Source organism: Embleya sp. NPDC050154, from assembly GCF_044460165.1.
GTDB lineage: Bacteria > Actinomycetota > Actinomycetes > Streptomycetales > Streptomycetaceae > Embleya.
The window spans coordinates 192898-206700 of sequence record NZ_JBITJP010000014.1; the positions used below are offsets into that span (position 1 = coordinate 192898).

General features: G+C 69.7%; 10 protein-coding genes. 3 read left to right on the forward strand and 7 right to left on the reverse strand.

All coding sequences use genetic code 11. From position 1 onward, the window contains the following. Positions 1–49 precede the first annotated feature (49 nt). Together ACIBSV_RS28155 and ACIBSV_RS28160 are read right to left on the reverse strand one after the other, a co-directional pair. Complete coding sequence (locus tag ACIBSV_RS28155; RefSeq protein ID WP_395867775.1) at positions 50–2431, reverse strand: DUF6049 family protein; 2382 nt, start codon at positions 2429–2431, stop codon at positions 50–52. A 35-nt stretch (positions 2432–2466) separates the two neighbouring features. Then, on the reverse strand, positions 2467–2928 hold the full coding sequence (locus ACIBSV_RS28160; RefSeq protein ID WP_395867777.1) for an NUDIX hydrolase: 462 nt from the start codon (positions 2926–2928) through the stop codon (positions 2467–2469). A 129-nt stretch (positions 2929–3057) separates the two neighbouring features. Here ACIBSV_RS28160 and ACIBSV_RS28165 point away from each other — a divergent pair, with 129 nt between their 5' ends. After that, complete coding sequence (locus ACIBSV_RS28165; protein ID WP_395867780.1) at positions 3058–4545, forward strand: CCA tRNA nucleotidyltransferase; 1488 nt, start codon at positions 3058–3060, stop codon at positions 4543–4545. A 33-nt stretch (positions 4546–4578) separates the two neighbouring features. Here the strand turns inward: ACIBSV_RS28165 and ACIBSV_RS28170 are convergent, their stop codons facing one another. From ACIBSV_RS28170 to ACIBSV_RS28190, 5 genes are all read right to left on the reverse strand, one after another. Beyond that, the gene (locus ACIBSV_RS28170) at positions 4579–5241 is read right to left on the reverse strand and encodes a hypothetical protein (RefSeq protein WP_395867782.1); all 663 of its coding nucleotides are present in this window, start codon (positions 5239–5241) and stop codon (positions 4579–4581) included. Positions 5242–5385: 144 nt separating this feature from the next. Then, a complete protein-coding gene (locus tag ACIBSV_RS28175) occupies positions 5386–5775 on the reverse strand; it encodes a hypothetical protein (RefSeq protein WP_395867784.1) in 390 nt (129 codons plus the stop codon). Between the two features lie 242 nt (positions 5776–6017). Next, the gene (locus tag ACIBSV_RS28180; protein ID WP_395867786.1) at positions 6018–7337 is read right to left on the reverse strand and encodes an MFS transporter; all 1320 of its coding nucleotides are present in this window, start codon (positions 7335–7337) and stop codon (positions 6018–6020) included. Positions 7338–7481: 144 nt separating this feature from the next. Then, a complete protein-coding gene (locus ACIBSV_RS28185) occupies positions 7482–8561 on the reverse strand; it encodes an inositol-3-phosphate synthase (RefSeq protein ID WP_395867788.1) in 1080 nt (359 codons plus the stop codon). Between the two features lie 48 nt (positions 8562–8609). Further along, positions 8610–9269: a PadR family transcriptional regulator gene (locus ACIBSV_RS28190; protein WP_395867789.1), complete on the reverse strand. Its 660-nt coding sequence runs from the start codon at positions 9267–9269 to the stop codon at positions 8610–8612. Between the two features lie 372 nt (positions 9270–9641). Between ACIBSV_RS28190 and ACIBSV_RS28195 the strand changes: the two genes are divergently transcribed. Together ACIBSV_RS28195 and ACIBSV_RS28200 are read left to right on the forward strand one after the other, a co-directional pair. Then, positions 9642–12176 (forward strand): transglycosylase domain-containing protein, encoded by a 2535-nt coding sequence (locus tag ACIBSV_RS28195; protein WP_395867791.1) that lies wholly within the window; start codon positions 9642–9644, stop codon positions 12174–12176. Positions 12177–12273: 97 nt separating this feature from the next. Continuing rightward, complete coding sequence (locus tag ACIBSV_RS28200; protein WP_395867793.1) at positions 12274–13731, forward strand: glycosyltransferase family 87 protein; 1458 nt, start codon at positions 12274–12276, stop codon at positions 13729–13731. The last annotated feature ends 72 nt before the right edge of the window (positions 13732–13803 follow it).

Genomic DNA, 13803 nt, shown 5'->3' on the forward strand with positions numbered 1-13803 from the left:
GGCGGGCCCTCGTCTTCTCGGTCAGGTTGAGTGTCCGGTGCCCACTTTCTCATTCGGGGCGGTCGGTCGTGGATCTCGACGGTGTGTGTCCGCGCGGGTCGGCCGGATCGGGCGGTCCGTTTCCGCCGGCGTGGGGTGCCACGGGATGGGGTGGCGGCCACCCGGAGGTCGGTTCGTGCCGGTCGTTTTCGGTGTCGTCGAAAGAGTCGGGATCCGACGGCGCGTCGTCGCGGTCCTCACCATCCTCGCCGTTCGTGTCCGGGGCAAGGGCCGCTTCCCGACGTTTGCGCAGGAACGCGCGGAGCGAGAAGACCGCGAGCAGGAAGGCGAGGCCGCCGATGATCCAGCGGGTCAGCGCGTCGATCGTGGTCGTGTTGACGAAGAACGACTCGGGCGTTTTGACCGCTCTCCCGTCCGGGGTGAGCAACTGGACGTCGACCATGACCTTGCCGTTCGCGGCCGACTTCGCCGAGATCGGCACCTCCCGGCGGCGCCCGTCGGGCACCGTCACGGTGGTCGCGTCGCCCAGCTTGAGCCGGTTGGGCTGATGCGAGACGGCCGCGATCCGTACGGTGACCGGCTGCTGGAGGTTGTTCACCACGGTGACCGGGATATTGCCCTCCTCGCCGGAGAGCGTCACACCGGTTCTGCGGATGATGTAGACGAGTGATTCGAGTTCGCGCAGGCCGCGGGTGACGCCGAGTCGATAGCGGTCCGCCCCCCGGGGGTCGCCGCGCCACTGGGTCGACAGCAGGCGCAGCAGCGCGGGGTTGAACGGGCCGGTGACCCGCTCGGGCCGGGTCAGGATCGAGGCGAAGGTCTGCATCGACCGGACCAGGTTGTCGGTCTCGGCGATGTACTGCTCGGACGGCTCGCCGGCGCGGACGTCCTTGGGGTAGCCGGCGAGCTTGCGCGCGGGCAGCGGGGCGGGCTCGGCGGCGAGCTCGGCCAGGGTGGCGCCGTGGGTCCAGTCGACCGAGGCGTTCATGACGTCCTTGAGCACGCCGGCCAGCGAGGCGTCCATGGTGCGCGGCGGGGCGATCAGCAGGCTGCGGGCGGGCTTGAGGGTGGGCTCCTGGAGCGCGATGGTCAGCAGCTCGGCCAGCAGCTGCTGGGTGGTCAGCACGCTCTGTCCCGGCGCCCTGGTGTCCGCGGTCAGGGTCTTGTCGATGTCCGGGTCGGTGACCAGCGCGGTGCCCTTGTCGGCTCCCGGCAGGGCCGCGGTCGCCAGGGGGGTGACGTTGAGTTCCTTGGTCGGCGGCAGGCTCGCCCCGGAGGTGAGCACGGTGCTCGCGCCGTTCCCGATCGCGAGGTCGACGATCGAGGGGTCCAGCGCGCCGCCGGCGGGCCACGCCACGTCGTTGCGTACCGGGCGGGCGAACGTGCGCTGCATGACGGTGGCGGCTTCGGCCTGGGCCTCGCTCAGTTGCGGGCGCAGGTCCGCCTTGCCCGCGTCCAGCGCGTGCGCGACGGCGGCCAGGTCGGGGTCGGCGTAGGGCAGGGCGATCACCGGCTGGGCGCCGATGCCGGTCTTGAGCCGATCCAGCCATCCGGCGGCGACCTGGCCGCCGCCGCCCGCGAGCGTGTTCTCGATCTGGTTCGGCGTCGCCTTGGCGGTGTCCTCGTCGCTCGGGGTCTTGCCGTCCCGGGACTTCTTCGGCTTGTCCGGATCCAGGCTGCCCGGCGGCGCGACCCGATAGCCGCCGGCCATCCGGGTGGCGGAGTCCAGCAGCTCGGGGTCGACGACCCAGTCGACCTTCATCCCGGTGCCGATGTTCACCAGGTCGTACAGCCGCCCGCCCGGCGCGAACAACGCGGCCAGGTCGTCGTCGCGAAAGACCGGCGTCTGGGCCTCGTCGCCGAGCGTGGTGCCGTCCCGGTGCGGCCGATCGACCAGCGGCCAGACCATGCCGATCCGCATGCTCTTGACGTCCTTGAGGCCGTTCTTGGGGATCCACGGCAGGAAGGTGCGGGCCGCGCCGATCGTCTTGCCGCCGGCCCTGGCCTCGATCGCGAGCGGATAGGCGCCGGCCTCGACCAGGCCGAGCGGGTCGGCGCGGAAGGTGAACGTCCACGGTTGGGCCGTGCCCGGTGCCAGGTTGCGCAGCGTCACCGGCTTGGGATCGCGCAGCAGGGTGCCGCCCGACTGGGCGTCCTCGGCCGAGCTGATGCCGCTGCGGAAGAGCGGTTCGGAGGTGCGGAGCCGGACCGCGACCTCGGCCGAGTCGATCGTCTTGGTGCCGGAGTTCAGCACCTGACCCTCGATGGTGATGGTGCCGCCGGCCTTGGCCACCGGCGTCATCCTGGTGATCAGGACCTGGATCCCGTCGCCGTCGGCGGCGCGCGCGATGTTCGGCGGCATCATCGACAACAGCCCGGCGGCGAGCGCCAGGATCAGTATCAGGATGGCGGCCGGCCGGCCGCGGGGCACGTTCGTCGGGGTCCCGGATCGGAACCGTCCATCGCTCACGCGCTGTCCGCCAACAGTTCCGGGGCGAGCGTGACCAATCGCCGCTCGTCGGGGTAGGCGAGACGCGCGGAGAGCGCGCCGAGCGGAACCCAAGCCACCGCTTCGACCTCGATGTCGTCGTCCGACAGATCCCCGCCCGCCGCCTCCATGAGGTAGTGGTGGACGGTCTTGTGCACCCGCCGGTCCGGCGCGGTGAACCAATAGTCGATCACCCCGAGCGGGGCCAGCACCCGACCCACGATGCCGGTCTCCTCCTCGACCTCGCGCAACGCGGCGTCGACCACACTCTCGCCGTTCTCGATGTGCCCCTTGGGCAACGACCACAACAGCCGGCCGCGTCGGTCCCGGCGCGCGATCAACGCCGCGCGCAACGTGAGTCGATCGACCACCAGACCACCCGCCGAGGTCTCCTCGACCACCTGCAGCCGACGGCGCGGCGGCGTGGTCTCGGAAGGCATCCGCCAAGCTTAGTGCGACATGCGCCACGCCATAACGCCATGATCACTCCATCGCGCGGCCCGCTCGCGGCCTCGGCTGCGGCGTAATGCGCGCGAGACCCGCGGCCTCGACCCGTAACCTTGTCTCCCGTGCCGAACGCCAAGAACACACCCCACCCGGACGACCCGCCGGCCACCGGCGAACTGAGCGCCGTACAGCGCCGCGCCGTCACCGAACTGTTGCGCGTCGCCCCCGTCGCCGACGACCTCGCCCGTCGCTTCGAGGCGGCCGGGCACACGCTCGCGCTGGTCGGCGGCTCGGTGCGGGACGCCCTGCTCGGCCGGCTCGGCAACGACCTCGACTTCACCACCGACGCCCGCCCCGAACAGGTGCTGGCGATCGTGCGCCCGTGGGCGGACGCGGTGTGGGACGTGGGGATCGCGTTCGGCACGGTCGGTTGCCGCAAGAAGCTCGCGGACTCGCCGGACTACCAGATCGAGATCACCACCTACCGCTCCGAGGCCTACGACCGCGCCTCGCGCAAGCCCGAGGTCTCCTACGGCGACTCGATCGACGACGACCTGGTCCGCCGAGACTTCACGGTCAACGCGATGGCGGTCGCACTGCCCGGGATCACCTTCGTCGACCCGCACGGCGGGCTGGAGGACCTGGCCGCGCGGGTGCTGCGCACGCCGGGCACGCCCGAGGCGTCCTTCGGCGACGACCCGCTGCGGATGATGCGGGCCGCGCGCTTCGCCGCGCAGCTCGACTTCGAGGTCGCGCCCGAGGTGGTCGCGGCGATGACGGACATGGCCGAGCGGATCGACATCGTCTCCGCCGAGCGGGTGCGGGACGAGCTCAACAAGCTGATCTGCTCCGACCACCCCCGCAAGGGCCTGGAACTGCTGGTCTCCACGGGGCTGGCCGCGCGGGTGTTGCCCGAGCTGCCCACGCTGCGCCTGGAGGTGGACGAACACCACCGGCACAAGGACGTGTACGAGCACACGCTCACCGTGCTCGAGCAGGCGATGGCGCTGGAGGCGCCGGGCGAGCCGGACCTGATCCTGCGGCTGGCCGCGCTGCTGCACGACATCGGGAAGCCGCGCACGCGGCGCTTCGAGCCGGACGGCCGGGTCTCGTTCCACCATCACGAGATGGTCGGCGCGCACATGACGCGCAAGCGGCTCAAGGCGCTGAAGTACCCGAAGGACGTCACGGACGACATCACGCGCCTGGTCGAACTGCACCTGCGCTTCCACGGCTACGGCACGGGAGAGTGGACCGACTCGGCGGTGCGCCGCTACGTGCGGGACGCGGGGCCGCTGCTGGAGCGGCTGCACAAGCTGACCCGCTCGGACTGCACGACCCGCAACAAGCGCAAGGCGGCCACGCTCGCGCGCGCCTACGACTCGCTGGAGGAGCGGATCGCGCAGCTCGCCGAGCAGGAGGAGCTGGACTCGATCCGGCCGGACCTGGACGGCAACGCGATCATGCGACTGCTGGACGTGCCGCCGGGCCCGCTGGTGGGCAAGGCCTACCGGCACATGCTGGAGATGCGGCTCGAACACGGCCCGATGGACCACGACACGGCGGTCGCGGCGCTTCGGGAGTGGTGGGCCGCCCACGGGAGCGCGTGAGCGGGCCACCACCGGATTCGGGCGGGGGCTGCCTCAGCTCCCGCCCAGCTCCTCGAGCTCCTCGTCGCTGACCTTGCCGTCGGCCATGATCTTCTGGATCTGCGCGATGACGGAGGGGGTGAACGTCGTGCTGGCACCGGGCACGCCCGAGAACGACTCCGGGGTGGTGTGGTCGGTGACCGTCACGCACAGTAGGCCCTTGTCGGAGCCCTTGCGGTAGAGGCCGAGCACCGAGCCCTTGCGGGCGATCTCCTCGGTGTTGCACTTCTCGGTGTCCGAGGTGTCGGTGAACTTGGCGACGACCTTGAACGCGGCGTCCGACTTGGAGCAGGAGACCACCTTCGGGCTCTTGTTCTTGGTGCCGGTGATGCAGTCGCCGACATTCGCCTTGTCGACGGCGTCCTTGTTGAACACGCCGGTGCCGACTACCGCGCCGATGACCGCCACCACCAGGACGACAACGCCGATGACGATCCACTTGGCCTTGCTCTTGCGCGGCGGGGGCGGCGGCGGGCCGCCGTAGAAGCCCGGCTGACCGCCCTGGGGGTAGCCGCCCGGCGGGAAGCCACCCTGCGGCGGTTGGCCCGGCTGCTGCCCCCAAGCCTGCTGGGGCTGCTGCGGCTGACCCGGCTGCTGGTTCCAGCCCTGGTTCGGCTGCTGGGGACCGTTGGGGTCGGGCGGGAAGGGATTGGACATGGGGACGATCTCCGTTGCAGGGGACTGGTGAGACAGTCCGGAACACTAGGGCTCCGGCCGGACACCCGCAGCGGGGATTCCCCTTGTCCCGGTCGAATGTGAGCGGAATAACGGGCATAAAGAGCTAATCGCAGGAGCGATGCGTCATTTCCGCTCGGCGAGACACAACACGAAGCTCTCCACGGTGGGATCCGAGGTCAACGCGATGGGGTCCCCGGGTACCGAGTCGCAGACGCCCGCGAACGTGGTGCCCTGCACACGCTCGACCACGATGAACCGGGCCGCGGAGTCCTCGCAGCGCACCGGGTCCTGGTCGATCCCGGTCTTGTCCCGCAGACAGTCGCCCTCGTGGATGCGCGGCCCGTCATCCTCCTTCTGCACGTACCACCAGCCCCCGGCGGCGGTACCGCCCACCAGCAGCACGGCCAGCACCGCGACCAGCACCCCGCGCCCACGCCGGGCCGGCCGGGCCGCCTCGCGGCGCGCCGCGCGCCCGTCGACCGGTGCCCGGCGTACGACGGGCGCATGCGGCATCGACGCTTCCTGCGGAGGAAGCGGGAGCCCGTGCGGCGGGGTGTTCTCGGTCCACGCCGGTATGTACGGCAAAGGATCGTTTTCACCCGAACCGGCGTTATTGGACATGGAGTATCTCCAGAGGTGCCGAAAGTCGCTGGATGTGCAGGTTAGAACCTCGGCCTCGGTAATGCACTACCCGCAGGTAATTTCCTGGGGATACCGCCGGGTGAAATAAGCCGTGATCGGCATCAAAAGGGATATTACGGCCGGCGGTCGTCCGCCGGGACGGTCTGCACGATCACCGGAGGGTGGCGACGCGCTGCCAGCGTGTACAGGGCGCCGGTCAGCGCGTACACCCCGGCCACCCCGAGCAGCACCGCCGGGGACCGGCCGTCGTCGGGCAGCCCCAGCGCCGCGACGGCGGCGGCGCCCACGAACGCGACGTTGAAGAGCACGTCGTATACGGAGAACACCCGACCCCGATACGCGTCGTCGACGGTGGTCTGCACGATCGTGTCGACGCCGATCTTGGCGCCCTGCGAGGTCACCCCGAGCAGGAAGGCGCCCACCACCATCGGCGCGAACACGAAGGGCAGGCCGAGCGCGGTCTGGCAGACCGCCCCCGCGAGCGCGCAGGTGCCGATCCAGGGCGCGACGCCGATCCGGGTGGTGATCGCGGGCGTGGCCACGGCCGCGACGAAGAAGCCGAGCGCGGAGACGCTCACCGTGACTCCGAAGGTGGCCAGCCCTCCGTCGGTGTCCGCCGGATCGTTGAACGTGTTGCGGCAGAGCAACACGGTCATCACGGTCAGCACGCCGTAGCAGAACCGCATCGCGGTGATCGCGGCCAACGCGTGCGCCGGCGCCCGACGCCGCCACACGTGCACCGCCCCCTCGCGCAGCCCGCGGGCCACCGAGCGCAGCGCCTCCCCCGCGCCGGGCAACACCCGATCGGGATCGGGCCCGAGCAGATCGGCCGGCATCGTCGCCGCGACCGCCGCCGAGCCCAGGTACAACACCCCTGACACCACGATCACCAGCGCGGTCGCCCCGGAGCCCTCGGCCAGGAACGCGTGAACCAGCAGCGCCGACCCGCCGCCGACCGCCGCCGCGACCGTGCCGGCCGTGGGCGACACCGAGTTCGCGGTCACCAGCCGCTCGGCCGGCACCACGCGCGGCAGCGACGCGGACAGCCCGGCGAGCACGAACCGGTTCACCGAGAGCACTACCAGCGCGGCGGCGTAGAAGATCGGGTCGGGCACCCCGAGCAGCACCAGGCCCGCGGTCACCGTCACCAGCGCCGCCCGCAGCAGGTTGCACAGCACCAGCACCTGGCGCCGCCGCCACCGGTCGAGCAGCACCCCGGTGAAGGGTCCGACCAGCGAATAGGGCAGCAACAGGACCGCGAACGCGGTCGCGATGTCGGCCGCCGAGGTCTGCTTCTCCGGCGAGAAGAACGCCTGGCCCGCGATGGCCACCTGGAACGCCCCGTCGGAGAGCTGCGAGGTCAGTCGGGTGGCGAAGAGCCGACGGAAGTCGCGCAGCTTCAGCAACGAGCGCAGATCACGGATGAGGGCCACGGCGCCCACCGTAGCCGGCCCCGGCACGCGGACCGGAGACCGGCACCGATCGGACCCGGGCACGCCGAAGGCCCGGCTCCTGGGCGGGAGCCGGGCCTTCGATCAACCCGAGGTCACCCGGCCGGATCGGCCGAGTGAGGTGGGTCAGCGCTCGATGTCGCCCTTGATGAAGGACTCGACCGCGTTGCGGGCCTCGTCGTCGAAGTACTGCACCGGCGGCGACTTCATGAAGTACGAGGACGCCGACAGGATCGGGCCACCGACGCCGCGGTCCTTGGCGATCTTCGCGGCACGGACGGCGTCGATGATGACACCGGCCGAGTTCGGCGAGTCCCAGACCTCGAGCTTGTACTCCAGGTTCAGCGGAACGTCACCGAAGGCGCGACCCTCGAGGCGCACGTACGCCCACTTGCGGTCGTCGAGCCACGCGACGTAGTCCGACGGGCCGATGTGCACGTTGTCCGCGCCGAGGTCACGGTCGACCTGCGAGGTGACGGACTGCGTCTTGGAGATCTTCTTCGACTCCAGGCGCTCGCGCTCGAGCATGTTCTTGAAGTCCATGTTGCCGCCGACGTTGAGCTGCATGGTGCGCTCGAGCAGGACACCGCGGTCCTCGAAGAGCTTCGCCATCACGCGGTGCGTGATCGTGGCGCCCACCTGCGACTTGATGTCGTCGCCGACGATCGGCACGCCCGCCTCGGTGAACTTGTCCGCCCACTCCTTGGTCCCGGCGATGAAGACCGGGAGAGCGTTGACGAACGCGACCTTGGCGTCGATGGCGCACTGGGCGTAGAACTTCGCCGCGTCCTCGGAGCCCACCGGGAGGTAGCAGACGAGGACGTCGACGGCCTGGTCCTTGAGGACCTTGACCACGTCGACGGGGGCCTCGGTCGACTCCTCGATGGTCTCGCGGTAGTACTTGCCGAGACCGTCCAGGGTGTGCCCACGCTGCACGGTGACGCCCGACGGCGGCACGTCGCAGATCTTGATCGTGTTGTTCTCGCTGGCACCGATGGCGTCCGTAAGGTCGAAGCCGACCTTCTTGGCGTCCACATCGAAAGCGGCCACGAACTCGACGTCACGCACGTGATACTCGCCGAACTGCACGTGCATCAGGCCGGGGACGCGGCTGTTCGGGTCGGCGTCCTTGTAGTACTCGACGCCCTGCACCAGCGAAGCGGCGCAGTTGCCCACGCCGACGATGGCTACGCGAACCGAACCCATTCCGGTTGCTCCCTGTGATCTCGACGAAGCCGCCATGAACCGGCGACCTCAGTTGTTGGATGCGGACGGGTCCGAGGCCACGTCCTGGGTGGGGGTCCGAAGCCGGTCGGCGTCCTTCGACGCGTCGACCGGGGTTTCGGGACCGGCGGCGTCCGGAGTGGCTCCGGCGTGCCGCTCGGCGGTGATGAGCTCGTTCAGCCAGCGCACTTCGCGCTCGACCGACTCCAAGCCGTGTCGCTGCAACTCGAGGGTGTACCCGTCGAGCTTCTCCCGCGTCCGGGTCAGCGACCCGCGCACCCGGTCGAGGCGTTCCTCGAGCCGGCTGCGCCGACCTTCGAGGATACGCATGCGTACCTCGTGGTCGGTTCGACCGAAGAAGGCGAAGTGCACGCCGAAGTTCTCGTCCTCCCAGGCCGAGGGCCCGGACTCGGACAGCAGTTCTTGGAAGTGCTCCTTGCCCTGTGCCGTCAGCTGGTAGACGATCCGGGATCGCTTGCTGCCGGCGAGTGCCGTCACCTCCGGAACCTCCTCCGCGAGCCAGCCCCGTTCCAGCAGGGACTTCAGGCAGGGGTAGAGGGTGCCGTAGGCGATGGCACGGAACGAGCCGAGCACGGTGTTGAGCCGCTTGCGCAGTTCGTAACCGTGCATGGGGGAGTCGTGCAGCAGGCCGAGGATCGCGAATTCGAGGACGCCACCGCGCCTGCTCATCGCCTTCCTCCATCCATGCTGACCGGGCCGGACGTGGGTCCCTCCGTGATCGTGGGATACGGTCGCAGCCGACCTTCGTCCGGCCGGGGCTCCTGTGCCCCCGGCTCGATGTACCGGCCCGATGTATCGAACCGATACATCGAGACGATAGGTCTCCTTGCCGTGTGGTGGCAAGGCGGCCGCCGGTGACTCGGGTCACAGGCAGGTCACAGTGAGGTCGCGAAAGCGGTTCCGCGTAGTCTGTTCCGCCGTGTGGTACCTCAAGCCCCGCTTCCTGCGGAACCGCCCCCCTCGCGCGTGCGTCCTGGGGAGCGGAGAGCCACGACCCGTGCGTCCGACCTCCGCGTCGTACGGCCGAGGAGTAGCGAACGCATGAGTGAACATCGCCGTAGATCACAGCAGCCGCGTCCCGAGGGGCGCGGTGACTCGTATTCGGGGGGCGCGGCCGGCGCCGGGGGCGGGACGCCGCCCGGCGGCTCGTCGCTGCCCGCCGGGCCGGGAGGAGACGACGAGGAGCGCCCGCTCTCGCGTGTGGAGGCCCGAGCGGCCGCCCGCGGGGGCGGTCGACGCGCCGCCAACGGCACCGCGGCCGGCGGCCGATCACGGGCCAACGCCGGTCCGCCCCGGAAGAAGCGGTTCATCGACTACCCGAGGTACGGCAAGACCGGCGTGCGCCGCTGGTTGCCGTCCTTCAAGCAGATCCTGGCGATGATCCTGTTCTTCCTCGCGTCGATCATGGGCCTGGCGGCCCTGGCGTACGCGATGGTCAAGGTGCCGGACCCGAACGCGAACACGACGTATCAGTCGAACATCTACTACTACGCCGACGGGAAGACCGAGATCGGTCGGACCGGTCAGGTCAACCGGCAGAACGTGACGGTGGACCAGATCCCCAAGCACGTACAGCGGGCCGTGATCGCGGCGGAGAACCGGTCGTTCTACAGCGACTCGGGCGTCTCGCCGAAGGGCCTGCTGCGCGCCGGGGTCACCATGGTCAAGGGTGGTGACACGCAGGGTGGTTCCACGATCACCCAGCAGTACGTCAAGAACACCTATCTGACCCAGGAACGCACCTTCAAGCGCAAGTTCAGCGAGATCTTCATCGCGCTCAAGGTCGACCGGCAGATGCGCAAGGACGACATCCTCGTCGGTTACCTCAACACCGCCTTCTACGGCCGCAACGCGTACGGCATCCAGGCCGCCGCGCAGGCCTACTACGGCAAGAACGTCGGCGAGTTGAACGTGGCCGAGGGCGCCTATCTGGCGACCCTGCTCAACGCGCCCGGCATCTACGACGTGATCGAGTTCCCCGGTCAGATCGAGAAGGTCAAGGGGCGCTGGGCCTACGCCTTGGACGGCATGGTCAAGGAGGGCTGGCTGACCAAGGCGGAACGCGACACGCTCCAGTTCCCGATGCCGATCAAGCCCAAGCCGGCCGCGAACAAGGCCGGCCAGGCCGGATACCTGATGAAGGTGACCGACCAGTACCTCAAGGCCAACAACGTGATCCCCGAGGCCGAACTCGCGCGCGGCGGCTTCAAGATCGTCACCACGTTCGACAAGGCCAAGCAGGACGCGGCGGTCGCGGCGGTCAAGGACCAGTTGACCTCCGAGCTGAAACCGGAAAAGAACGAGGCGGACCGCTACATCCGCACCGGCCTGGCCTCGGTGGTCCCCGGCGACGGGGCGGTGGTAGCCCTCTACGGCGGTCCGGACTTCGTCCAGCAGGAGTACAACGACGCGGTCAGACGCGACATCCAGGCCGGTTCGACGTTCAAGTTGTTCGTGCTCGCGGCGGCGCTGCGCGACGGCGGGGCGGACGCGAAACCGATCGGCCCGGAAAGCATGTACAACGGCGACAGCAAGATCCCGATCAAGCTGCAGAACGGTCAGATCTTCAAGGACGACAAGTCCGGCAAGGAGTATCTGGCGCCGAACGAGGGTGACGTCGACTACGGCCCGGTCCCGATCACCAGAGCCATGGAGAAGTCGGTGAACACCGTCTTCCTCCAACTCGCCGCCGATGTCGGGCCGGAGAAGGTCAAGAAGGCCGCGATCGACGCCGGTCTGCCGCCGGACCTGGGCTCGTTCGAGCCGACCCCGACGATGGCACTCGGTGTCGCGCCGCCGAGCGCGCTGGACATGGCCGAGGCGTACGCCACCTTCGCGGCCCGCGGCCTGCACGCGGATCCGTACTGGATCAAGGAAGTCACCCACGGGGGCTCCAAGGTCGAACTGCCCAAGCGCGAGACCAAGCAGCTCTTCCCCAAGAACGTCGCGGACACCGTCAACCAGGTCATGCAGCGGGTGGTGGACAACCCGCCGCTCGGCGACGGCACCGGCCGCGCGGCGAAGGCGCTGAACCGGCCGGTGGCCGGCAAGACCGGTACCACCGACGGCAACAACTCCGCGTGGTTCGTGGGGTACACGCCCAACCTGGCCACGTCGGTGGCGCTGTTCCGGGAGGACCCGAACACGCACGCCCGGCTGTCCCTCAAGGGTCTGGGCGGTCGTGACTCCGTGCACGGTGGTGACGTCCCCACGCTGGTGTGGACCGCGTACATGAAGAGCGCGATGCAGGGGATGCCCACGTCCGACTTCGCCACGCCCGGCGAGAAGTTCGAGGACAAGGACAAGGTGACGCTGCCGCCGACGACCGCGCCGCCGACCACCCGCGCGCCCACGACGCCGCCGCCGTCGTCCACCGCGCCGCCGACCTCCGCGGCGCCGCCGTCGTCGACCTCGCCCGGTGGATCGCAGGGCAGTACGGGTGATCCCGGGGGTGGTGGGCACACCACCAAGCCGCCGAGCAGCAGCAGGCCGCCGAGCACCGATCCGCCCGGTGGCTCGCAGGGCAACACTCGCGGCGGTTCGAACGGCTTCATCATGGGCGGCCGGGGCGGTTGACCGGCGTTAGCCTTACGCGTGCCCCATCGCTTCGGCGGTGGGGCACGCGTTGTCGTATCCGGCTGGCGAGGGCGACCTCCTCGTGGATCGCGAGAGGATGGGCGCCATGACGCCGACATCGACCGAACCCGTCCTGCCCACTCGGGACGATCCGGTGGTCCGCGCCGGCAGCGAACTCGTCGGTGGTCCGGCCGGGCGGCGGATTCGTTTCGCGCCGAACCGGTGGTGGACCCCCGTCCGGGTGCTCGTGCTGCTCGCGGTGGTCTGCTTCGCGCTCGGGATCATGCAGAAGAAGCCCTGCTACGACGGGGGTTGGTTCTCCGGCAGCACGCAGTACTCGCACGCGTGCTACAGCGACATGCCGCACCTGTACATCAATCGCGGTCTCGCGGACGGGAAGATCCCGTACTTCCAGGAGACCGGCGACAAGGACATGAAGTTCCTGGAGTACCCGGTGATCACCGGTGGGGTGATGGCCTTCGCCGGGACCCTGGCGCGCGCGGCCGGGGACATCACCGACGGCGATCTCCAGGACGAGCAGTTGTGGTTCGTCATGATCAACGCGTTGATCATGATGGCCTGCGCGGTGGTGACCGTGGTCGCGGTCAAGGGCACGTCCGGGCGGCGGCCCTGGGACGCGGCGATGGTGGCCTGCGCGCCCGCGTTGGCGCTCAACGGGCTGATCAACTGGGACCTGGTCGCGGTCGCGCTGACGGCGGTGGCCATGTGGACGTGGGCGCGGCGCAACATCGTGGTCGCCGGGGTGATGATCGGCCTGGCGACCGCGGCGAAGTTGTATCCGGTGTTGTTGCTGGCACCGTTGTTCCTGCTGTGCCTGCGCTCGGGCCGGCTGATCCCGTTCGCCAAGACCGCGGCGGCGGCGATCGTGTCCTGGCTGGTGGTGAACCTGCCGGTGATGCTGGTCTACGACGGCCATTGGTACGAGCGGCGCGACTGGTACATCCGTGAGGGCTGGAAACTCTTCTACACGTTCAGCCAGGACCGGCCCGCCGACTACGGGTCGATCTGGCTGATCATCCAGCAGCGCGACGGCAGACCGCTGGAGCACCTCAACAGCTACGTCACGGCGAGCCTGGTGCTGTGCTGCCTCGCGATCGCCGCGCTGGTGATGTTCGCGCCGCGGCGGCCGAGGTTCGCCCAGGTGGCGTTCCTGATCGTGGCCGCGTTCGTGCTGACCAACAAGGTCTACTCGCCGCAGTACGTGCTGTGGTTGATCCCGCTGGTGGTGCTGGCCCGGCCGCGCTGGCGGGACTTCCTGATCTGGCAGGCGTGCGAGGTCACGTACTTCCTCGGCGTGTGGATGTACATCGCCTCGTTCTCCGGCAAGGGCCTGTCGCAGAACGCGTACCACGTGGTGATCCTGCTGCACCTGCTCGGCACCGCGTACATCTGCCTGGTGGTGGTGCGTGACATCCTGCGCCCCGACCGGGACCCGGTGCGCGCGGACGGCAGCGACGACCCCTCGGGCGGGGTGCTCGACCGCGCGCCGGACGTCTTCGTGCCGACCTCGGTCCTGGTCCGCGCGGGTCGCTGAACACCACGAGGCGGGGGGGGGGGGGGGGGGGGGGGGGGGGCGGGCCCCCCCCCCGCGCCGGGGGGGGGGGGG

What these genes read in the sequence shown, in the direction of transcription:
- ACIBSV_RS28160 (WP_395867777.1), bottom strand. Translation starts at nt 2,928, where the DNA reads ATGCCTTCCGAGACCACGCCGCCGCGCCGTCGGCTGCAGGTGGTCGAG.
- ACIBSV_RS28170 (WP_395867782.1), bottom strand. Translation starts at nt 5,241, where the DNA reads ATGTCCAATCCCTTCCCGCCCGACCCCAACGGTCCCCAGCAGCCGAAC.
- ACIBSV_RS28175 (WP_395867784.1), bottom strand. Translation starts at nt 5,775, where the DNA reads ATGCCGCATGCGCCCGTCGTACGCCGGGCACCGGTCGACGGGCGCGCG.
- ACIBSV_RS28185 (WP_395867788.1), bottom strand. Translation starts at nt 8,561, where the DNA reads ATGGGTTCGGTTCGCGTAGCCATCGTCGGCGTGGGCAACTGCGCCGCT.
- ACIBSV_RS28190 (WP_395867789.1), bottom strand. Translation starts at nt 9,269, where the DNA reads ATGAGCAGGCGCGGTGGCGTCCTCGAATTCGCGATCCTCGGCCTGCTG.
- ACIBSV_RS28195 (WP_395867791.1), top strand. Translation starts at nt 9,642, where the DNA reads ATGAGTGAACATCGCCGTAGATCACAGCAGCCGCGTCCCGAGGGGCGC.
- ACIBSV_RS28200 (WP_395867793.1), top strand. Translation starts at nt 12,274, where the DNA reads ATGGGCGCCATGACGCCGACATCGACCGAACCCGTCCTGCCCACTCGG.